Source organism: Novosphingobium sp. 1529 (assembly GCF_040544855.1).
GTDB lineage: Bacteria > Pseudomonadota > Alphaproteobacteria > Sphingomonadales > Sphingomonadaceae > Novosphingobium > Novosphingobium capsulatum.
Map to the genome: position 1 here is coordinate 70,825 of NZ_JBEPKW010000007.1, position 21,904 is coordinate 92,728.

Here is a 21,904-nt window from a genome sequence, read left to right on the forward strand (position 1 = left end):
GTCAAATGAGCAGTTCGAAACATGCCAATCCTTGCACGGACTGTGGCAATCGCGCACTAGGTGCGCTGCTCGTGGCCCCCAGCCTGCGGAAAGTGCCTGCTTGACCGATCTGCCCCCTTCCAGCCCCCTTACTTCCGGCCGTTCCACTTCTGGCCCACGCGCCCATCTGCACGTCGGCCATGCCATGCTGGTGGCACTGGGGATGGTCATGTCGACCGACAGCCTCAAGACCGCGCCGACCGTGGCGGCCAATGCGCCGGGCGGGCATGTGCTGCTGCTGTGGGTAGCCGGCGCGCTGGTCACCATGGTGGGCGCGCTATGCTATGTCGAAATGGCGGCGGCCTTTCCGGATTCGGGCGGCGAATACAGTTTTCTGCGCCGGGCCTGGGGCGGCCGCGTGGCGGCGCTCTATGCCTGGTCGCGCTTTGCCATCATGCACACCGGCTGGATCGCGCTGATGGCACACCTGTTGGCCGACTATGCCAGCGCGCTGTGGCCGCTGGGCCATGCCGGGCGGACCGTGCTGGCGCTGGCGATCGTGGCGGCACTCACCGCGCTCAACCTCGTGCATGTCAGGCTTGGCTTTCTGACCCAGGCGCTGCTGGTGGCGCTGGTGGCGGCCGGCTTTGCCTGTGTTACTGCGGCCGGCCTGCTCGTGCCCGCGCCCGCCGCCGGCGCGCCGCTGGCTAGTGGCGGCAGCGTGGGCGTGGCGCTGATCTATGTGTTCCTGGCCTATGGCGGGTGGAGCGACATGGCGACGCTGTCAGGCGAGGTGCGCGGCGGGCGGCGGGCCATGCTGGTGGTGGTGATCGGGGCGCTCGCCCTGCTGATGCTGATCTATTGCGCGATGAACTGGGCGCTGCTGCGCGGGCTGGGGCCGGCGGGCCTGGCCGCGAGCACCGCGCCCGGCGCCGATCTGGCGCGCACCGCGTTCGGCCCGGCCGGCGCGTGGCTGACCGTGGGGATCGTGGCGATCTCGGCGATCAGCAGCATCAATTCCACGCTGATCGTGTGTTCGCGCGTCACCGCCTCTGCCGCGGCAGACCTGCCGGCACTGTCCGCGCTGGGCAACTGGCACGATGCGCGCGGCACGCCGGCGCGCGCCACGCTGGCGGTGGGCGGATTTTCCCTGCTGCTGACGGCAGTATCAGGCCTGTCGCAAAGCGGCTTTGGCGCCATGGTCGATTACATGACCCCGGTGTACTGGCTGTTCGTGATCCTGGGCATGGCCGCGCTGATCCGCCTGCGCCGCACCATGAAGGCGCACGACTGGCCGGTGCGCACGCCGCTGTTTCCGCTGTTCCCGCTAGCCTTCATGGCGCTGTCGGCCGCCATGCTGTGGTCTTCGCTCACCCAGCTGGGGCCGGGTGCCTTGGCCGGGGCCGCCGTTCTGCTGCTGGGCCTGGTGCTTGGCCAACTGGTGCAGCGGCGCGGGAGGACTGCCCAAGCCGTCCAACAAACCTGAACAATTCGACCAGCCTTATCGGTATTTCCTTGAATAGCTGCGCGCTTTAAACCGGCCACATAGCCCGTCACGGGCGCCAGCTTTGGGAACACCGCCATGACCATCCGCACCCCCGATGTGCCGGGCATCGAATTTGCCCTCCTGCCCCCGGTCCGCGATCTGGGCGAAGGCTTCAAGGTGCGCCGCGCGCTGCCTTCGGCCCACCGCCGCATGGTCGGGCCGTTCATTTTCTTTGACCAGATGGGCCCAGCCGCCTTTGCCGGTGGCGAGGGGCTCGACGTGCGCCCGCACCCGCATATCGGCCTCGCCACGGTGACCTATCTGGTGGAGGGCGAGATCCTGCACCGCGATTCGCTCGGCTCGGTCCAGGCGATCCGCCCCGGCGAGGTCAACTGGATGACCGCCGGGCGCGGCATCACCCATTCCGAACGCACCGGCCCGGAAATGCGCAGCAGCGGCGGCCCGCTGTTCGGCCTGCAGGCCTGGGTTGCCCTGCCCACCCATGCCGAGGAAACCGATCCCGCCTTTGCCCACCACAAGGCGGATGAAATCCCCACAGGCGAGGTCGATGGCACCCGCCTGACGCTGATCGCCGGGCAGGTTGATGGCCTGACCTCGCCGGTCAAGACCCTGTCGGACCTGGTCTATGCCGAACTGGTGATCGCGCCGGGCGGACGCTATCGCGTCGCGGCCGATCACGTGGAGCGGGCGCTCTATGTCGTGAGTGGCGAAATCAGCGTGGGCGGCCAGACCGGCGGCTTTGCCACCAACGAACTGATCGTGCTCAAGCCCGGCGCCGAAGTGGTGATCGAAAGCACGACCGGCGCGCGGGTGATGCTGATGGGTGGCGAACCGTTTCCCGAAAAGCGCCACATCTTCTGGAACTTCGTCTCGTCGCGGCCCGATCGCCTGGAACAGGCCAAGGCAGACTGGAAGGAAGACCGCTTTGCCCATGTTCCCGAAGAGCACGAGTTCATTCCGCTGCCCGAATAAGTGGCTGTGACGTAAAAGCCACAGCAGAAACACAGCAATACTTCGTTGCATAAGGGAAAAGGAACAGACAGCATCGCAGCCTAACCCCGGTCATCTCGGCGCAACCTGCTGCCGGAGATGGCCGGGCTTTCCCTTGCCATCGTCCGAGACGGGCAGGCGCCGAGACGCAGGCGGAACCGTTTCTCGATGACCGTGAGGGAAGGACAGTTCCGATGATTCAACGCTCTGCACGCCGCCGGGCCGGCCGTATCGCCTTGGCCGCCACGCTGGCCGGCGCATCCATGGCCCTGGCCAGCGCGGCCAAGGCGGAAGACACCGCGCCGCCTTCGGCCATCACCATTTCCGGCAGCGCCGCCGTGGTGACCGACTATCGCCTGCGCGGCGTGTCGCAATCCAACAACGGCTTTGCCCTGCAGGCCGGCGTCACCATCGCCCATGAAAGCGGCTTCTACGTCGGCACCTGGGGCTCCAACCTCGCCGGCTGGGGCACGTTCGGGGGCCCCAACCTGGAACTCGACGCGATCGGCGGCTTCAAGAAGTCGTTCGGCCCGGCAACGCTCGACGTTGGCCTGACCTGGTACATGTATCCGGGCGGCGCGGCCAAGACCGACTTTGCCGAACCCTTCGTCAAGCTGTCGGGCACCGTCGGCCCGGTCTCGGCGCTGGCCGGCGTGGCCTATGCGCCCAAGCAGCAGGCGCTGGGCCAGTGGTATGATTCGGGCGCCAGCTATGTGGCGGGCACGCCCGAACATCCCGGTGCCAAGAACGACAACCTCTATGTCTGGGGCGATGTGAGCGGCGCAATCCCGACTACCCCGGTCACGCTCAAGGCCCACCTCGGCTATTCCAAGGGCAACCCCGGTCTCGGCCCCAACGGCACCAGCGTGGCGCCGACCGGTTCCTATGCCGATTGGCTGCTGGGCGCAGACCTGGCGCTGGGCAAGGTGGTGCTGGGCATTGCCTATATCGACACCAACATCAGCGATGCCGATGCCGCCTATCTGCGGCCCAACTTCACCAAGTACCAGGTCCAGGACGGCGCCTCGATCTCGTCCTCGCGCGTGGTGCTGTCGGCCACCGTCAACTTCTAACCCACCCTTTCCACCAGGTACGCACGACTGTCCCTCGCCAGCCCCAAGCTGGCGGGGGACTTTTTATGTGCCGTTGTCGGCCGGTTCCCTCAACGAAACTGCCCCCACAGGCCAGAGGCCGTGGGGGCAGCGGCGCGTGGTGCGCCATCCATGAGCCGGGATGGGGGTGGGCTCAGGAGTTCGACAGGGGCTCTGCGCGATCAGGCGGCGTGGGGCACCGCGCGCAGGATCGGCTCGGGGCCCGAGACGGTTACCGCGTTGCCCTGCTGGCGGCGGCGGGCGAGCCATTCGCGCAGGGTTTCGGCAGTGGTATGGTCGATCGCCTTGACCCGGCCGAGATCGAGGTGGACACGGCGGTCGGCCGGCAGGTCTTCAAGCACGGCGTTGAGCTTGGTCAGCCGCAGGAACGTGGCCGCGCCCTTGAGTTCAACGTTGGTGGCGTCACCATGGTCGTGGGCATGAACACCCAGGTTGAGGTGCTTCACGTGGGGCAGCAGCTCCACCAGCGACAGCGCCATGCCCACCAGCACGCCGGTCAACAGGTCGGTCGTCACGACCAGGGCAAAGGTCACCGCCCAGATCGCGGCGGGCAGCGGGCCATAGTGGGTGAACAGGTGCTTCACATGCTTGAGGCTGACCAGCTTCCAGCCCGTCACCACCAGCACACCGCCCAGCGCCGCCATCGGCACTTCGCGCAGCAGCCAGGGCAGCAGCGCGACAAAGCCGAGGATCCACGCGCCATGCAGCACGGCCGACCAGCGGGTTTGCGCACCGGCCTGGACGTTGGCCGAAGAGCGCACGATCACGCCGGTCATCGGCAGGGCGCCAACCATGCCGCACAGCAGGTTGCCGATGCCCTGCGCGCGCAGTTCCTTGTTGTAATCCGTGCGCACGCCATTGTGCATGCGATCGACCGCGGCGGCAGACAGCAGCGTTTCCGCGCTGGCAATAAACGCGATGGCCACGGCCGAGACCAGCAGCGCCGGCTTGGCCAGCAGCGGATCGAGGAACGCGCCGCCCGGCGCGGCAAACGCGGCGCTGAGCGAATCCGGCACGGCAATGCGCGCCACCGGCAGGCCCAGCACGGCGGCGAGCACGGTGGCAGCGACCACACCGATCAGGGCGCCCGGCACCAGGGACAGCGCCTTGGGCTTGAGCTTGTCCCAAGTCAGCATGCCCACGATCGTCACCAGGCCCAGCACCAGCGCCATTTCGCTGGCGCGCCAATCGAACGGCGAAAGACCCAGCACGCGCGCCGGGATCATCGACAGGTTGGCAAGGCCATTGGACATCGGCTTGGCATCGAACAGGATGTGGAACTGGCCCACCACGATCAAGGCGCCGATGCCGGCCAGCATGCCATGCACCACCGCCGGGGAAATGGCGCGGAACACGCCGCCCAGGCGGGCAATACCGGCCACCAGCTGGATCAGCCCGGCAACCAGCAGCACTGGGCCCAGCGCGGACAGGCCATTGTCGCGCACGAATTCGAACACGATGACGGCAAGGCCCGCCGCCGGGCCGGAAACCTGCAAGGGAGAGCCGGCGAGCAGGCCGACGACGATGCCGCCGATGATGCCGGTCACCAGGCCCTTTTCCGGTGGCACGCCCGAGGCGATGGCAATGCCCATGCACAGCGGCATGGCCACCAAGAACACCACGATCGACGCGGTGAAATCGCGAACGAGGCCACCCCTTGCGGGGGCAGCCTCGGGCGATGCAGCGACTGCTGCCTGGCTCATTCGGCCGCCTCCGCCAGGGCCGGTTCGCGCGCAAAGCGCGGTGCGGCCGCCAGGGCAACCGGCAGCGGGCGATCTTCGCGCAGCGGCACGAATTCGCCGGTATCGCCATCCAGGCCCAGTACCTGGCCAGCGCTGATATCCACGAACCAGCCATGGAGCGACATTTCGCCGCGCGCGATCGCCGCCGAAACCGAAGGATGGGTGCGCAGATGATCGATCTGGGCGATGATGTTCTGCAGGCTGACCGCGCGCACGCGCTCGCTGCCGTGCAAATGCGGCGAACAGCTCGACACGACATGCTCGGCCGCAGCGCCATGGCGCAGCCAGGCCACCACGTTGGGCATGCCCTGCGGCGGCTCGGGCGCGGCCAGCGCCTTCATCGCACCACAGTCAGAGTGGCCGCACACGATGATGTCCCGCACGCCCAGCGCCACCACGGCATATTCCACCGTGGACGAGACGCCGCCGTTCATCGTTGAATAGGCCGGCACCATGTTGCCAGCGTTGCGGCACACGAACAGGTCGCCAGGCTGGGCCTGCATGATCTGCTCGGGCACGATGCGCGAATCCGCGCAGGACACCATCAGCGCCTTGGGCGCCTGGCCGTGGGCAGAAAGCTGGCCATAAAGCTCGCTGCTCTGCGGAAAGACGGTCTTTTCGAAACGGAAAACCCGGCCGATAAGTTCGTTCATGGGGAGGTACCTCCTCTTGAATATCTGATGCGCGGGGCGAATGCCGTTGCGCTTGATGCAAGAGGTACGCGGATGTCTTTGCCCGCAGCCGTCGCAACTGTAAGGAACTATTTCCCTGGCTTGGCAGCGGGGTAGCCGGCCTTGCGCGGCAGACGAACCGTGGCGACAAGGCCGCTGACCGGCCCGGCCTCGCCCGGTTCGGGGCGGCGATTGGCGAGAATCAGCGTGCCGCCTTCGGCCCGGATCGCGCGCTTGACGATGGCCAGGCCCAGCCCCATGCCCGGCGTATCGCGCCCGCGCGCCGCATCCAGGCGCACGAACGGCTGGGTCACTTCATCCAGCCGGTCCACCGGAATGCCCGGCCCGCGATCGGCCACCACCACTTCGGCCCAATCGCCATCGGCGCGCACGATCACTTCCACATGCCCGGCATAGTGCAGCGCGTTTTCCACCAGATTGCCCAGTGCGCGGCGCAGCGACACCGCGCGCGCCTGGATCACCAGCCGGTCTGGCCCGTCATAGGTGGCATCGCCCCCCTGGTCATAGGCGTTGTCCACCAGCGTCATCGCCATGGCCGCCAGGTCCACCGGCTCTGCCGGGATCTGCCGCCCTTCCCCTTCGACATAGGCTTGCAGCGAGGCGAGCAGGTGCATCATCTCGTCAATGTCGTGGACCATGTCGGCCTGGGTTTCGCGGTCGATGCCGGCATCGTCCAGCCGCAGCCGCAGCCGCGCAAGGGGTGTGCGCAAGTCATGACCGATCGCCAGCATCGACTGCGTGCGATCGAGCATCTGGCGATAGATGCGGCTTTGCATGCGGTTGAACGCGCGGATCAGGCGGCGCACTTCGTCCGGGCCGCGCTCGGTCAGCGGTTCGGGCGGGCCGGCGCCAACCCGCCCGGTGGCGGATACCAGCGCCTTGAGCGGGCGGATCGTGGCGCGAAACAGCACCCAGGCCAGAACCACCAGCAAGGGCGTTGGCACCAGCAGCACCGCCAGCCGTCCGGCATTGAGCGTCCAAGCCTCGCTTGCCTGGGTGCGGAACACCACGCCCGAGCCATCCTTGAGCAGCATCGCCCCGTTTACCGATCCGGGCGAGGCGAGCGATTTCAGCGAAAAGCGCGGATCGCCCGAGGCCAATTCGGGCGCGGCATCGAGCACCTGCGCGCGCAGCCGGTCGAGCGAAAGGGCATCGTCGCCGTGGGCCAGGCGCGGTTTCCACGCCAGGGAAAAGCGCGGTGAAGACAATCGCTCGGCCAGCGCCGGGCGGTCGGCGGGCTCTTCTGCTTCCAGCGCGCGGCTGGCGATTACCAGGTTTTCGGCAATGCGCGCCGCATCATCGCTGCGCAGGGCAAAGTTGCTGGCGCGATCGAACAGCACGGCGTTGGAGCCGAAATCGATCGCCGCCATCAGCACCAGAATGGCCAAAAGCCGCTCCGGCAAACCGAAGCGGCGCATGGCCCGGCGCAGCGACAGCCGGCGCCGGGAAATCATGAGCGGCGCTGCATCACGTGCGGGTGACTTGCGCCTTGAACATGTAGCCAACCCCGCGCACCGTCGCGATCGGGGCTTCGCCCCCGGCCGCCGTCAACTTGCGGCGCAGGCGCGACACCAGCACGTCGATGCTGCGGTCTGAACTGTCACCCAGGCGGGTGCGCGACAGCTCGATCAGGCGTTCGCGGCCCAGCACGCGCTGCGGCTGCGCCACGAACGTGGCGAGCAGATCGAACTCCGCCCCGGTCAGGTCCACCATCACACCATCGGGGGCATGCAGTTCGCGGCGGGCGAGCGAGAGCGTCCAGCCGTCAAAGCGGATTTCGCTGGCGCGTTCGCCCGGTTCGGTCGCGGCCAGGCTATCGCCACCCTGTGCGCCACGGCGCAGCACGGCACCGACGCGGGCGACCAGTTCGCGCGTGCCGAACGGCTTGGCGAGATAGTCGTCCGCGCCGAGTTCCAGGCCAAGCACGCGGTCTTCCTCGCTGCCACGGGCGGAAATGAAGATGATCGGCACGTCGCTCAACCGCCGCAGCTTGCGGAACAGCTCGATCCCGTTGGTGCCGGGCAGCATGATATCGAGCACGACAAGGTCGGCCGGCGCGCTATCGAGCAGCACCCACATTTCCGCGCCGGTGGCGGCCGGGCGCACTTCATAACCATGCTCGCGCAGGGCGCGGGCGGTCAGCGTGCGCAGGGGGCCATCGTCTTCGACAAGCACGATGGAGGGGGCAAGACGAGTGGCCAGCATGGCTGTGCTACGCAATGGCGCTCCTTTGGTTCCAGGCTCGATCATACCGCCGCCTCAGCGCGCATCCTCGCGCACCACGGCGTTCTGGGCAAGGGCAGCATCAGTGCCGATGGCGGTGCGGCGGAAACAGCCACGGTTCTTGCCCGGATCGGGATGGCAGGCCACCACGGCGACACGGCCAGCGGCTGCATCGGTGCGCTCCGCCACCGGCGCGGCGACGGCAGCCGGGCGGCACAGCGCGGGACGGCCAGGCGCGCCCCGGCACACCGGGGCCGGGTGAGCAGCGGCAGTGGGAGCGGCCAGCAGCGGGGCAGCCGGAGCCGAAAGCGTCGCCAGGGCGAGGAAGGAAGCGAGGATCATGAGGGGGACACTCCGCAAGTAATTGGTCGTGAAATTGGTCGTGTCCGGGGTAACACCATGCCTTTTGCGCGATGGGTGCGGCTTCGTGAAGAAGTGTTGCTGCGCAAGAAAAGATTGCGCCTTCATGTCCACCCTGCGCGCCATGCCGCAGCAAAGTGCCGGTGCGGCATGGCGCCGGCATAGGGACGAAGCTGTTAAAGCAATTACGTTTCGTTGCGCGGGCGTGTCTCGATCGCGGCGCTTTCGCGCGTCGACGCAGCGCCTGGCGCCAGGGCCTTGCCCGGCGCTGCGGCAAAACCATGCAGCCCCAGCCACCATTGCAGCGCGATCACCGCGCCCTTGGCCGGTTGCAACAGGCCCAGCACCATCGTCACCGTCATGGTCAGGCACACGCCCATCATCACCGGCCATGACAGCGTGGTGTGCAGGCCCAGCGCGATGATCACCGGCGCCATGACATGGCCGGTGATCAGGATCGCCACATAAGGCGGAAAATCGTCGGCGCTATGGCCGCGCCAGTCCTGCGCGCAGGCCGGGCACTGTGCCACCGGGCGCAGCCAGGCGGCAAACAGGCGCGCGCCGTCACAGCGCGGGCAATGGCCCCGCGCCCCGCGCCACAGGGCATCTGCCAGGCGGCGCGGGGGGTTGCGGGTCATTTCTTGGCGAACGGGTTGGTGGGGCTGCGCAGGGTCAGCCGGATCGGCACCGCCTCGAACCCCAGCGAGCGGCGGATGCCGTTGACCAGATAGCGGCGATAGCTTTCGGGCAGCTGATCGAGCCGCGTGCCGAACATCACGAAGCTGGGCGGGCGCGTCTTGGCCTGGGTGATATAGCGCAGCTTGATGCGGCGGCCGCCTGGCGCGGGCGGCGGGTTGGCCGCCAGCGCATCGTCGAACCAGCGGTTAAGCGCCGCAGTCGGCACGCGCTTGCTCCAGGCATCGCGCAGCGTAAAGGCGGCCGACAGCAGCGTGTCCAGCCCCTTGCCGGTGCGGGCCGAAACCGCCACCAGCGGCACGCCGCGCACCTGCGCCAGGCCATCGTCGAGCGCCTGGCGCACGCCGTTGAACAGGCCGCTGGCATCTTCGGCCACGTCCCACTTGTTGATGGCAATCAGCAGGGCGCGCCCTTCTTCCAGCACCATCGAGGCGATCTTGAGATCCTGGTGTTCCAGCCCGCGCGTGGCATCGAGCAGCAGCACGACCACTTCGGCAAAATCGATCGCGCGGCGGGCATCGGCCACCGACAGCTTTTCCAGCTTGTCGACCACCTGGGCCTTCTTGCGCATGCCGGCCGTATCGATCAGCCGAATCGGGCGTTCTTCTCCGTCCTTGGGATCGGTCCAGTTCCAGTCGATGGCGATCGAATCGCGGGTGATGCCCGCTTCCGGCCCGGTGAGCAGGCGGTCTTCACCCAGGAAACGGTTGATCAATGTGGACTTGCCGGCATTGGGCCGGCCAACGATGGCCAGCTTGAGCACGGCCTTGGGATCGTACTCGGCCTCCTCGTCGGTGGCTTCTGCCTCGTCCTCGGCTTCCTGCTCGGCAAAATGGGGCAGCAGCGCCTCGAACAGGTCGCCCAAGCCTTCGCCGTGCTCGGCCGAAACGCCCACGGGATCGCCAAAGCCCAGCGAGAACGCCTCGAACAGGCCATGATCGCCGGCGCGGCCCTCGGCCTTGTTGGCCAGCAGGATCACCGGAATATCGTGCCCGCGCAGATAGCGGCCGATTTCCTCGTCCAGCGGGGTGATGCCGGCGCGCGCATCGATCACGAACAGCGCCACGTCGGCGCCTTCCAGCGATGCTTCGGTCTGCATCCGCATCCGGCCGGGCAGGCTGGAGGGATCTTCGTCTTCCCACCCGGCGGTGTCGACGATGGTGAATTCAAGGCCCAGCAGCGACGCATCGCCAAAGCGACGGTCACGGGTGACGCCGGGCTGGTCGTCAACCAGCGCCAGCTTCTTGCCGACAAGCCGGTTGAACAGAGTGGACTTGCCCACGTTGGGCCGTCCGATGATGATAACCTGGGGACGCATAGCCCCCGTTGGCCCGGCTTGGCGCCAAAGGCAAGCGGGCGTTGCATACCAGGCCCGGTTGGTCGCGATTCGTAAAACCGCCATTAACCAAGCCGGTCAGGCGGGCATTGACCATTTGCCGGCACAACAGCGCCATGGTGTGGTGGACAAGAACAGGGCCGTTGGGCCTGGCCGCGGGGGCGGCACTGATCGCCGGGATGATCGCTCCAGGGGCTGCCATGGCCGCCCCGATCGCCCTGATTCCCGGCCCGGATCAATCCGATGGCGCACCGGCCGATACCGCCGGCGCGCTGCCTTACCTGCAATGCGTGCCCTATGCCCGGCAGGTTTCAGGCATTCAGCTGTTCGGCGATGCGCATACCTGGTGGGACCAGGCCGAGGGCCGCTATGAACGCGGTTTCACGCCCAAGCCCGGCGCGGTGATGAGCTTCCATCCCTATGGCGCGATGCGCCTGGGCCATGTCGCCATGGTCAGCCGGGTGATCGATTCGCGCACCGTGCTGCTGCGCCATGCCAACTGGTCACCGATCAACGGCACGCGCGGGCAAAAGGAAAACGATGTACGCGCGGTCGACGTGTCCGACGCCAACGACTGGAGCGCGGTGCGCGTGTGGTATGCGCCGATCCAGGGCCTGGGCACCACGCATTGGCCGGTCGACGGCTTCATCTACAATCGCCCGCCCGCGCGCCACCTCGGCACCGCCACGCCGCTGCGCCTGGCGAGTGCGAGCGCTGCGCCGCGCAGCATGACGCAGCCGGCCGTGCAGCGCCAGGTGTTGATGGCCACGCGCGCCACGGCCCCGGCGCGCAGCCCGATCGATGGCGATTTTCTGAGTGGCGTTGCGGTGGAAACGGCAGCGCCAAAACCGGCCGCGCCCGTGCGCACCACGGCGCGGATCAGGATGGCGCAGGCCACCATTGCGGCCAGTGCCGCGCTGCCGGCTCCGGCGCGGCGCGATCAGGCCAGCCTGGCGCGCGACGATGATCCCATCGGCCGCATCATTGCCAGCCGCACCGGCGGCGCCGGGATGGGCAGCGCCGGCATGGGGATCGGGCGCCTGCGCTAAACGCCGGCACCCGAACAACCCACAGATCAGGCCTTGGCCACCGGGGCGTCTTCGCCCAGGTCTTCATACCATGCCTCGACCGGGCCGGAGAGCTTGAGCGTCAGCGGGTTGCCCTTGCGGTCCATGGTCTTGCCGGCCTGCACGCGCACCCAGCCTTCGGAAATGCAATATTCCTCGACATTGTTGCGCACGGTGCCCTTGAAGCGGATGCCCACGCCACGGCCCAGCTTGTCTGCGTCAAAGAACGCGCTGCGCGGGTTGATCGCCAGGCGATCGGGCGGCACATCGGCGCCGGACGTGGCAGGTGCGGTGGAAGGAGCGGCGACGGCGTCCGCGTTTTCGGGCGTTTCGATTGGATCGGTCATGGGGAGCGAAATATCTTCACATGCCCACTTGTCAACGTTGCGCAACGCCGTTAGAGGCCGCCTCCACACCCCGGGGCCGACACGATCGACCACCGCGGGACGCCATTTCGGCGGGCGCGTAGCTCAGCGGTAGAGCACACCCTTCACACGGGTGGGGTCACAGGTTCAATCCCTGTCGCGCCCACCATAAAATCCCAACAGATCCGGATTTTATGGTCACGGCAGGTAATGTCCTGCATCACACTTGCTCGCCTTCTCGCACGCCAGCCGGCGACCGCCCAATTCATGCCAATCTGGATGCATCGCGCAGGGATTTGCGGCGCCCTGCGTTTGGCACAGGGACAAGCGCGCGCCTGATGCGGCAGCGGCGGCGCAGGGCCGGGCGGGCTGTCCGTTGTTGTGGCCAGACATCACCGGGTTCCTGCATGCGCATACTGCTTGTCGAAGACGATGCCCCCCTCGCCCGTGCGCTGGAAGCGTGGCTGGCCGGTGCCGGGCTGACTGTCGATCATGCTGCCAGCAGCGAGGAGGCGGAGCTGTTCCTGGCCGCCAATACCTATGCCGCGCTGGTGCTCGATCGGGGATTGCCCGATGGCGACGGGTTGGCCCTGCTCGCCCGGTTGCGCCGCGCCGGGCATGGCCTTGCGGTTGTCGTGCTCACCGCGCGGGGCGAGGTGCAGGCGCGCATCGCCGGACTGGACGCAGGCGCCGACGATTACATGGCCAAGCCCTTTTCGCCCGACGAACTGCTCGCCCGCCTGCGCGCCGTGCTGCGCCGCAACGGCACGTTCCAGGGCCGTGAAATCGCCTGCGCCAACCTGGTCTTCGATCTCGACAATCTCTCGCTCAGGGTCGGGGGGCGCGTTGTGGCGCTTTCGGCGCGCGAAGCCGGGCTGCTCGGCCTCCTGCTGCGCCGCGAAGGACAGGTGGTGACCAAGCGCCTGGCTGAAGACCAACTGTTCGGCGCCAACGATCCGCTCGGCTCCAACGCGATCGAGGTCTATGTCCATCGCCTGCGCCAGAAACTCGATGCCGCGCAGGGCGAGGCGGAGATCGTGACGGTGCGCGGCGTGGGCTATATCATCAAGCCACGCGCATGAAGCGGCTGGTCCGCCGCGCGGCGACCTCGCTGCTCACGCGCATCCTGCTGGTAGAGGGCATCACCATTGTGGTGGCGAGCCTTGCCATGCCCTTTGCCGCGCGCACCGTGCTGGAAAGCAGCGTCCGCGCGATCGAGCGCGATACCTTGCGCCAACAGGCCGAACTGGTGGCGCGCCATGTCATCCCCGCACCAGGCGGCCATTGGCAGGTGGCCCTGCCGCGCGAGGAGATGGCGATCTATGCCACCGGCTATGACGGGCGCGCCTTTGCCGTGATCGATGCGCGCGGGCAGGTTCTGGCCCACAGCCCGTTCTTCCTGCCCGATATCTGGCCGCAGCCGCCCCGGGCCTGGCACGAACAAGCCCTGACCAGCGGGCCGCTGGTTGGCCTGAGCGTGCCGCGGGCATTTGCCAACCACAACGTGCGCATCCTCGTGACCCAGGACCAGACCCGCCCTGGCGCCGTGGTCGACGATGTGGTGCGCAGCTTCCTGGCGCATTACCTGGTCTGGCTGGTGGGGCTGCTGCTGCTGATGCCGCTGGCCAATATCACCATGCTGTGGCCATTGCTGCGCCGGATGCGCCACACGGCGCGGGCCGCCACGCAGCTGGCCCCGCAGGACCCGGGCGCCCGGCTCGATGCGGCGGGCCTGCCGGCCGAGGCGACCGCCATGGTCAGCGCTATCAACGGCCTGCTCGACCGGGTGGAGGCAGCTCTGGCGCTGCAACAGGAATTTGCCGGCAACGTGGCCCACGAACTGCGCACCCCGCTTGCCACCCTGCGGCTGGAAGTGGGGCGCATGGCCGCGGGGCCAGCGCGCGACGAGGCGCTGGCGCAGATCGCGCGGATGGCGCACGTGCTCGACCAGTTGCGCGATCTGGCCAGCCTGGAGCACGATGCCGCGCCCGCGTTCGAGCGGTTCGACCTGGCCGGGCTGGCCGTGGCCGTCGTGGCCGAACGCACGCCCGATGTGCTGGCGGGCGGGCGCAGCATTGCCCTGTTCGGGGCGGAAGAGGTGATGATGATCCATGGCAACCCCGGCCTTGTGGCCATGGCCATTGCCAACCTGCTCGACAACGCGCGGCTGCACACCCCGCCGGGCACGGCGATCGAAGTCAGCGTTGCCCGCCCGGCGCAGGTCAGCGTTGCCGACAATGGCCCCGGCGTGACCGAGGAAGACGCCACGCGCCTGGCGCGGCGGTTCTGGCGGGCCGACCATCGCCGCAGCGACGGCGCCGGCCTGGGCCTGTCGATCGTGCAGCGCATCGCCCACGTCCATCATGGCCGCCTGGTGATTTCCCGCGCCGCCAGCGGCGGGGCGTGCTTCACTCTGTCGCTGGCAGAATACGCTTTGCCGTAAGGTTGATGTAAGCGAGCCTGCCTAGGCCCGGCCCGATTTCAAGATCGAGGCCTGCCATGATGGATCATCTTCCCTCCGACGAGCCGGAACGGCCCGTGCCAGTTCTGTCGCGCCGCATGCAATGGCAATTGGCCGCTGCGCTGGTCGTGCTGGTCGCTGCCGGGGGCTGGCTGGCGCCGCGCATGCTCGGGCTGGATGGCGACCCTGACCCCACGCCGCCCCCGGCCAGCAGCGACGGCAGCTTTTCCGCCACGCAGGCGCAGTGGGATACCTTGCGCTTTGCCACGGTACAGACCGGGCCGCTGGGCGATGCGACGCAAAGCGATGGCAAGATCGCGGTGGACGATGACCTGACCACGCCGGTCTTTTCGCCGTTCACCGGGCAGGTCACGCGCGTGTTCGCCAAAGCGGGAGACCGCGTGCGCGCCGGCCAGCCGCTGTTTGCCGTGGCCGCCAACGAAGCCGCGCAAAGCGACGCCGACATCATGACGGCCGCCGCCGCGGTCAAGGTGGCGCAGGCCAATGCCGCCCGCCTGCACGATTTAGCCGCCAACAAGGGCGCCGCGCTCAAGGATGCGCAGCAGGCCGATGCCGATCTTGCCGCCGCGCAAGGCAATCTGCTGGCTGCGCAGGGCCGCCGCCGCGCGCTGGGCAGCATCAACCATGGCGAAGGGATTGTCCGCGCGCCAGTGGGCGGCGTGGTCACCCAGCGGTTGATCGGCATGGGCCAGAACGTGGCCAGTGCCACCGGCGGCGCGGCCACCCAGGCCTTTACCATTTCCGATTTCTCGCGCGTGTGGCTGGTCGGCAACCTGCGCGAGGAAGACGCCGGGCTGGCCCGCCTGGGCCAGATGGCGCTGGTGCGCCTGCCCGATGGCACCACCTTGCGCGCGCCGCTGACCTATGTGGCGCCGATGATCGACCCGGCCACGCGCCGGCTGATCGTGCGCGCCCAGATCGCCAATCCCGATGAACGGCTCAAGCCCGAAACCTATGTCAGCTTTGCGCTGGAAACGGGCGGCGCACGCCAGGGGCTGATCGTGCCGGAAGAGGCGGTGATCTTTGAAGGGGACACTGCGCGCGTCTGGGTGGCCGACATGCGCCGCCACAGCCTGATGCTGCGCCCGATCGGCACGGGCCAGGTGGGCGGCGGCATTGTGGAGGTGACGAGCGGGCTTAAACCGGGCGAAACGGTGGTGACGGCGGGCAGCCTGTTCATCGACCGTGGCGCCAAGGCGGATTGAGGGAGCGCGACGCATGAACCCTGTCGTTGCCCTGGCCCTGCGCCATCGCGTGCTTGTGCTGGTCCTGCTGGCGCTGTTCCTGGTGGGCGGGGGCATAGCCTTCCGCCTGCTCAATATCGAGGCCTATCCCGATCCCGTGCCGCCGATGGTGGAGGTGGTGACGCAGAACCCCGGCCAGTCTGCCGGCGAGATCGAGCGCACCGTCACCATGCCGATCGAAATCCAGCTGGCGGGCATCAAGAACGTCAAGAAGGTGGAGACGATCTCGCTGTTCGGCCTGTCGGACGTGCGCGTGCAGTTCACGTTCGATTATGACTATGACCAGGCCAAGCAGCAGGTCATCAATGCCCTGTCGCAAGTGCCGCCGCTGCCCGGCGGGGCGCAGCCGGGCATTTCACCGACCAGCCCGATCGGCGAAATCTATCGCTATCGCATCGTCGGGCCCAAGAACTATTCCGTCACCGATCTCAAGACCATCCAGGACTGGATCCTGCAGCGGCGCTTCAAGGCGGTGCCGGGCGTGATCGATGTCAACGGCTGGGCCGGCAAGAGCAAGACCTATGAGGTCACGATCGATCAGCGCAAGCTGGTTGCCTATGGCCTGTCGCTGGGCCAGGCGCTCAACGCCATCAACAATGCCAACGGCAATGTCGGCGGCCAGACGATCAACCTGGGCCCGCAGTCGGCGGTGGTGCGCGGCGTGGGTCTGATCCATTCGATGGACGATATCCGCGATACGCTGGTGGCCACCCCGGCGGCGGGCAAGCCGGTGCAGGTCAAGGACATTGCCACGGTAGAGGTGGGCAACCAGCCGCGCCTGGGCATCGTCGGCCAGGACAATGACGATGACATCGTCCAGGGCATCATCCTGATGCGCCGCGGCGAACAGAGCCTGCCCACGCTCAAGGCGGTGGAGGCCGAGGTCGACAAGATCAACAACGAGGGCATCCTGCCGCCCGGCGTCCATCTCGAAAAGATCTATGACCGCACCGACCTGATCGACGTGACGACGCATACCGTGCTGGAAAACATGGTGTTCGGCATCGCGCTGATCTTTGCCGTGCAGTGGATCTTCCTGGGCACGTTCCGCAGCGCCCTGGTGGTGGCCGCCACGATTCCCTTTGCCCTGGCGTTCTCGATCCTGATCATGGTGCTGCGCGGGGAATCGGCCAACCTGCTGTCGGTCGGCGCGATCGATTTCGGGCTGATCGTCGATGCCACGGTGATCATGGTGGAAAACATCTTCCGCCATTTGGCCCAGCCACCGCGCGCGCGCTTTGCCGCCACTGGCGCGCTCGATCACCAGGGGGGCATCGCCAGCTTCTTTGGCAAGCTAGGCATCATCGAAATGTCGGCCACCGAGGTGAACCGCGCGATCTTCTTTGCCGCGGCGATCATCATCGCCGGCTTCCTGCCACTGTTCACGCTGACCGGGGTGGAAGGGCACATCTTCGGACCCATGGCCAAGACCTATGCCTATGCCATCGTCGGCGGGCTGATCGCCACGTTCACTATCGCTCCGGTGCTTTCGGCCTTCCTGCTCAAGGACGAGGAGGAAGAGCGCGAGACGCCGATCGTGCGCGCGATGCGCCGCGTCTATGATCCGGCGCTGCGCTTTGCCCTGGCCAACCGCGTGGTGGCCTTGGGCACCATGGCGGCGCTGCTGCTGGCCGCGGGCATCGCCATGCATGGGCTGGGCCTGGAATTCCTGCCCAAGCTGGAAGAGGGCAATTTCTGGATTCGCGCCACCCTGCCGCCCTCGATCAGCTTGGAAGAGGCGCAGGGCCAGGTGAACCGCATGCGGCACATGCTGATGAAGTATCCCGAGGTGAAGACCGTCATCAGCCAGCTTGGCCGCCCCGACGACGGCACCGATACCACCGGCTTCTTCAATGCCGAATTCTACGTGCCGCTCAAGCCGGCCAGCCAATGGCCCAAGGGCGTGACCAAGGACGCGCTGACCCGCCAGGTGAACGCCGAACTGGCCGCGCCCTTCCCCGGCGTGGAGTTCAATTTCAGCCAGAACATCGAAGACAATGTCGAGGAAGCCGCGAGCGGCGTGAAGGGCGCCAATTCGATCAAGCTCTATGGCAACGATTTGCAGGCGCTGGAAAAAACCGCCTATCAGATCAAGGTCATCATGGCCAAGATCCCCGGCATTACCGACCTGTCGGTGTTCGATGCGCTGGGCCAGCCCACGCTGAACATCAAGATCAACCGCGACAAGGCCGCGCACTATGGTCTTGCCCCCGGAGACATCAACGCCGTGGTCCAGGCCGCGATCGGCGGGCAGGCGGCGGGCAACCTCTATGAATATGGTTCTGACCGCAATTTCCCGATCGTGATCCGCCTGGCGCCGCAGTTCCGCCAGGATCTGGCCGCGATCCGCGCCATCCCGGTGGCGGTGCCCAATGCCACCGGCGGTGTCAGCCAGATTCCGCTCTCGACCGTGGCCGATGTCAGCCTCGTCTCGGGCTATTCGTTCATCTATCGCGAAAACCAGTCGCGCTACATCCCGATCAAGTTCTCGGTGCGTGGGCGCGACCTGGGCAGCGCGGTGCTGGAAGCGCAGCACAAGATCGCCGCCGAGGTGAAGCTGCCGCCCGGCAGCCGCATCGAATGGGTGGGTGAATTCGGCGATCTCCAGGCTGCGCTCGCCCGGCTGGAAGTGGTGGTGCCGATCAGTCTGGCGCTGATCGTCATGCTGCTGTTCCTCAACTTCGGGTCGGTGCGCGACACCGCCCTGGCGGCCAGCGTGATGCCCATGGCGCTGGTCGGTGGCGTGCTGATCCTGGCGCTGACCGGAACGCCGTTCAGCGTTTCGGCGGCGATCGGGTTCATTGGCCTGTTCGGCATTTCGGTGATGGAGGGCATTCTCGTGCTGGCCTATTTCAACCAGTTGATCGGCAATGGCATGGACCGGGCGCAGGCCGTGCTGCATGCCGCACGCACCCGCTTCCGCCCGGTGATGATGACCTGCATCGCGGCCTGTGTCGGCTTGCTGCCGGCGGCGGTATCGACCGGCATCGGCAGCCAGGTGCAGCGCCCGCTGGCCATGGTGGTGGTGGGCGGCATCCTTCTGGCGCCGGTGCTGATCCTGATCGTGTTGCCGGTGATGATCGATCTGTTTTCCAACCGCTCGGTTCGCCCGGCCCAGGAACCGGAGCAGGCGGCATGAGCGCGCGGCAAGTCCTTTCAGCGGCCGCCTGCGTGCTGGCAAGCGGGTGTGCCGTGGGGCCCGATTTCCACGCTCCCGCGCCGCCTGTGCAAACCGCCTATGCCCCCGCCACGCCCACGGCGATCACTGCGCCTGGAGGCGTCGCTGGCGGCACGCAGGTGCTGTCATCGGGCGAGGTGGCGGGCGAATGGTGGCACGCCTTCGGCTCGCCCGCGCTCGATGCGCTGATCGACCGGGCGCTGGCAGCCAATACCGATCTGGCCGCCACGCGCGCCGGGCTGAGACAAGCGCGCGAGCTGTGGCTGGCGCAGCGCGGGGTGCTGTTTCCCACGGTCGATGCCGGGGCCACCACCAACCGCGTCAAGGGATCGCAATACCTGGCCCCGGTGCCCAACAACTCAAGCTTCACCTACAGCCTCCAGACCGCGCAGGTGAACGTGGGCTACACACTCGATCTGTTCGGCGGCAACCGCCGCAGCGTGGAGCAAGCGCGCGCGCAATACGATGCCCAGGCCTATCAGGCGCAGGCCGCGCGGATCACTCTGATCAACACCGTGGCGGCCACCGCGTTTCAGCGCGCCGCCCTGCAGGAACAGGTCGATCAGCAGCGCCAGGTGATCGCCCTGCAACAGGAACTGCTGGCGATCACCCGCCACCAGCTGGCCGTGGGCCAGGCCGCCGGCGTCGACCTGATGGCGCAGCAGGCGCAACTGGCGCAGGCGCAAGGCGCGCTGCCGCCACTCGAACATGCCCTGGCGCAAAGCCAAGACCTGCTCGCCTATCTCACCGGACAGGGCGCGGCCGATGGACCGCTGGCCCCGGTTGCATTGTCGCAGGTAACGTTGCCGCGCGAACTGCCGCTCAGCCTGCCGGCGCAGCTCGTGCGCAACCGGCCCGATATCCGCGCGGCCGAAGCCAACTTGCACGCCGCCAGCGCCGGGGTGGGCATCGCGACCGCCAACCGCCTGCCGCAGATCACCATCGGCGCCAGCGCGGGCGGCAATTCTGCGGGCTGGTCCAGCCTGCTGTCGGCCGCCAATGCGTTCTGGTCAGCCGGGGCAGGCCTGACCCAGCCGATCTTTGCCGGCGGCGCCCTGCTCCACCGCCAACGCGCGGCGCGCGCCGCCTACGACCAGGCCGACGCGCAATACCGCTCCACCGTACTGGCCGCCTTCCAGAACGTCGCCGATACGCTCGCCGCGCTTGCAGCCGATGCGGCGGGCCTCGCCGCCGCGCAAGATACGCGCGAGGCGGCACGTGACACCCTGGAAGCAACGGCACGCCAGGCCCGCGATGGCGCCGTGGCGCCCACGGCCGAACTGCAAGCCCGCATCGCCTTGCTTCAGGCCGACCAGGCCTTGGCCCAAGCGCAGGCCGCGCGGTTGAGCGATACCGCCGCCTTCTATGAGGCACTGGGCGGCGGGTGGCATTCTCCGGCCGGCTGATCTAGGTGCCGGTCATGTCCGTTGCATCACACAACCTGCCCGATCCGGCCTCGATCGCCGCGCTGTTCGATGTCGATCTGGTCGGGCTGATCACCAGCCTGATCTGCCTGTCGACCGCGTTCGTGCTGGGCACGCTGATCGGGCTGGAGAGGCAATGGCGCCAGCGTACCGCCGGGCTGCGCACCAATGTGCTGGTGGCAGTGGGCGCGGCCGCGTTCACCGATCTTGGCCTGCGGGTTGCCGGGGTGGATGGCGGGGTGCGGGTCATTTCCTATGTCGTATCGGGCATCGGCTTTCTCGGCGCCGGCGTGATCATGAAGGAAGGCACGCAAGTGCGCGGGCTGAACACAGCGGCCACGCTGTGGGCCAGTGCCGCGGTGGGCAGCTTTGCTGGCGCGCGCAAACCGGCGGAAGCCGTGCTGGTTGCCGTGTTCGTGCTGGCCGGCAACACGCTGCTGCGCCCGCTGGTCGATGCCGTCAACCGCCGCCCGCTGACGCCGGGCGAGACCGAGGCGCTCTATCGCGTGCACGTGGTCTGCGCGGCGGAAAACGTCGCCACCGCGCGCGATCTGCTGTTCGAGGAACTCGACATGCACCACTATCCGATCCGCGAGATCGAGACGCTGACCGATGGCGATACCCAGGTCGAACTTGGCGCGATCCTGGTGCCGACCACCGCCAACCCGGCCGATCTCGATGCGATCACCGCCCATATCGGCCGCCACGCTGCCATTACCAGCGCCACCTGGACGGTCAGCACCACGCATTGATCGGGTGCCGGCAGGCATTGCGGTTACCAGCGCGTGGCATATATGGTCGCGCCCGGCCGGAACAGGAATTGCCCCCATCGCCGCGGCTGCTGGAGTAAGCGGGAATGAGCCTTGTCGTGCGCACGCTGGCCGATCGGATTTTCGATCTCGTGCGCGAGAAAGTGGTGTCGGGCGAGTTGGCGCAGGACCAGCCGATCCGGCAGGATGCGCTGGCCGCCGAATTTGGCGTGAGCAAGATCCCGCTGCGCGAGGCGCTGGCCCGGCTGGAGCAGGAGAACCTGCTGGTTTCCCATGCCAACCGTGGCTACTTCGTCCGCGCGATGAGCGCTGACGAGGCCGAGGAAATCTATGCCCTGCGCCTAGCGATCGAACCGGCGGCGGTTGGCCTGGCGGCACTGGCCGCCACCGACGCCGAACGCGCCGCCGCCACCGCCGCGATGGACGCGCTGGACAAGGCCGCTGCCGGCCAAGCCGAGCAGGTGGCCATGCGCAACCGCGAGTTCCACGTTGCGCTGGCCCGGCCCTGCCGCCGCGTGCTGACCGTGCAACTGATCAAGCGGCTGCAGTTCCTGTCGGAACGCTATACCGTGGCCCATCTCGCCCCGGCCGGACGCGGCGACCGCGCCCATGACGAGCATAGCGGCCTGTTGCAGGCCTGGCTGGCCGGCGATGCCGCACGGGCCGAGGAACTGGCCGCCGCCCATATCACCGGCACGTTGCAAGACCTGCGCCAGCAATTGCACCAGACCTGATCC

The 21,904-nt window shown here is 67.6% G+C and carries 19 protein-coding genes and 1 tRNA gene; 12 read left to right on the forward strand and 8 right to left on the reverse strand.

Annotated elements, in window-relative coordinates:
• Window positions 1-100 precede the first annotated feature (100 nt).
• The 3 genes from ABIC78_RS14355 (at window position 101) to ABIC78_RS14365 (ending at window position 3,549) form a co-directional block, all read left to right on the forward strand.
• On the forward strand, window positions 101-1,465 hold the full coding sequence (locus ABIC78_RS14355; RefSeq protein WP_354490437.1) for an APC family permease: 1,365 nt from the start codon (window positions 101-103) through the stop codon (window positions 1,463-1,465).
• A 96-nt stretch (window positions 1,466-1,561) separates the two neighbouring features.
• Entirely contained in the window at window positions 1,562-2,458 is an 897-nt protein-coding gene (locus ABIC78_RS14360; protein ID WP_354490439.1) for a pirin family protein, read from the forward strand.
• 212 nt (window positions 2,459-2,670) lie between these two features.
• Complete coding sequence (locus ABIC78_RS14365; RefSeq protein WP_062787745.1) at window positions 2,671-3,549, forward strand: TorF family putative porin; 879 nt, start codon at window positions 2,671-2,673, stop codon at window positions 3,547-3,549.
• Between the two features lie 200 nt (window positions 3,550-3,749).
• Here the strand turns inward: ABIC78_RS14365 and ABIC78_RS14370 are convergent, their stop codons facing one another.
• The 7 genes from ABIC78_RS14370 to der all read right to left on the reverse strand — a co-directional run bounded on the left by ABIC78_RS14370 (window position 3,750) and on the right by der (window position 10,619).
• Window positions 3,750-5,291 carry a SulP family inorganic anion transporter gene (locus tag ABIC78_RS14370; RefSeq protein WP_354490441.1) on the reverse strand — a complete coding sequence of 514 codons (1,542 nt, stop codon included), beginning with the start codon at window positions 5,289-5,291 and terminating at the stop codon, window positions 3,750-3,752.
• Window positions 5,288-5,983, reverse strand: a complete 696-nt coding sequence (locus ABIC78_RS14375; protein WP_062787749.1) for a carbonic anhydrase — start codon at window positions 5,981-5,983, stop codon at window positions 5,288-5,290. Before ABIC78_RS14375 ends, ABIC78_RS14370 begins: the two co-directional genes overlap by 4 nt.
• Window positions 5,984-6,090: 107 nt before the next feature.
• Window positions 6,091-7,476 carry an ATP-binding protein gene (locus ABIC78_RS14380; protein ID WP_107718004.1) on the reverse strand — a complete coding sequence of 462 codons (1,386 nt, stop codon included), beginning with the start codon at window positions 7,474-7,476 and terminating at the stop codon, window positions 6,091-6,093.
• A gap of 13 nt (window positions 7,477-7,489) precedes the next feature.
• On the reverse strand, window positions 7,490-8,227 hold the full coding sequence (locus ABIC78_RS14385) for a response regulator transcription factor (protein WP_354490570.1): 738 nt from the start codon (window positions 8,225-8,227) through the stop codon (window positions 7,490-7,492).
• Window positions 8,228-8,281: 54 nt separating this feature from the next.
• A complete protein-coding gene (locus tag ABIC78_RS14390; protein ID WP_354490443.1) occupies window positions 8,282-8,587 on the reverse strand; it encodes a hypothetical protein in 306 nt (101 codons plus the stop codon).
• Between the two features lie 203 nt (window positions 8,588-8,790).
• Entirely contained in the window at window positions 8,791-9,243 is a 453-nt protein-coding gene (locus ABIC78_RS14395; protein WP_168352391.1) for a DUF983 domain-containing protein, read from the reverse strand.
• Entirely contained in the window at window positions 9,240-10,619 is a 1,380-nt protein-coding gene (der, locus tag ABIC78_RS14400) for a ribosome biogenesis GTPase Der (RefSeq protein WP_107718001.1), read from the reverse strand. Before der ends, ABIC78_RS14395 begins: the two co-directional genes overlap by 4 nt.
• A 218-nt stretch (window positions 10,620-10,837) precedes the next feature.
• On the opposite strand from der, the gene ABIC78_RS14405 reads away from it, so the two are divergent.
• Window positions 10,838-11,686, forward strand: a complete 849-nt coding sequence (locus ABIC78_RS14405) for a CHAP domain-containing protein (protein ID WP_354490446.1) — start codon at window positions 10,838-10,840, stop codon at window positions 11,684-11,686.
• A gap of 26 nt (window positions 11,687-11,712) precedes the next feature.
• On the opposite strand, the gene ABIC78_RS14410 is transcribed toward ABIC78_RS14405, so the two are convergent.
• Window positions 11,713-12,051 carry a DUF3297 family protein gene (locus ABIC78_RS14410; RefSeq protein ID WP_022675621.1) on the reverse strand — a complete coding sequence of 113 codons (339 nt, stop codon included), beginning with the start codon at window positions 12,049-12,051 and terminating at the stop codon, window positions 11,713-11,715.
• Between the two features lie 112 nt (window positions 12,052-12,163).
• Here ABIC78_RS14410 and ABIC78_RS14415 point away from each other — a divergent pair.
• The 8 genes from ABIC78_RS14415 (at window position 12,164) to ABIC78_RS14450 (ending at window position 21,901) form a co-directional block, all read left to right on the forward strand.
• Window positions 12,164-12,238: transfer RNA gene (locus tag ABIC78_RS14415), tRNA-Val, on the forward strand.
• 238 nt (window positions 12,239-12,476) lie between these two features.
• On the forward strand, window positions 12,477-13,151 hold the full coding sequence (locus ABIC78_RS14420) for a response regulator (protein ID WP_354490448.1): 675 nt from the start codon (window positions 12,477-12,479) through the stop codon (window positions 13,149-13,151).
• On the forward strand, window positions 13,148-14,512 hold the full coding sequence (locus ABIC78_RS14425; protein WP_354490450.1) for a sensor histidine kinase: 1,365 nt from the start codon (window positions 13,148-13,150) through the stop codon (window positions 14,510-14,512). Before ABIC78_RS14420 ends, ABIC78_RS14425 begins: the two co-directional genes overlap by 4 nt.
• Before the next feature lie 56 nt (window positions 14,513-14,568).
• Window positions 14,569-15,756 (forward strand): efflux RND transporter periplasmic adaptor subunit, encoded by a 1,188-nt coding sequence (locus tag ABIC78_RS14430; RefSeq protein WP_354490452.1) that lies wholly within the window; start codon window positions 14,569-14,571, stop codon window positions 15,754-15,756.
• Between the two features lie 13 nt (window positions 15,757-15,769).
• Entirely contained in the window at window positions 15,770-18,934 is a 3,165-nt protein-coding gene (locus ABIC78_RS14435) for an efflux RND transporter permease subunit (protein ID WP_354490454.1), read from the forward strand.
• Entirely contained in the window at window positions 18,931-20,379 is a 1,449-nt protein-coding gene (locus ABIC78_RS14440) for an efflux transporter outer membrane subunit (protein ID WP_354490456.1), read from the forward strand. The genes ABIC78_RS14435 and ABIC78_RS14440 overlap by 4 nt, the downstream gene beginning before the upstream one ends.
• Window positions 20,380-20,393: 14 nt before the next feature.
• Window positions 20,394-21,149, forward strand: coding sequence for an MgtC/SapB family protein (locus ABIC78_RS14445; protein WP_084391098.1), 756 nt, complete (start codon window positions 20,394-20,396; stop codon window positions 21,147-21,149).
• 104 nt (window positions 21,150-21,253) lie between these two features.
• Entirely contained in the window at window positions 21,254-21,901 is a 648-nt protein-coding gene (locus ABIC78_RS14450) for a GntR family transcriptional regulator (protein ID WP_354490458.1), read from the forward strand.
• Window positions 21,902-21,904: the final 3 nt, after the last annotated feature.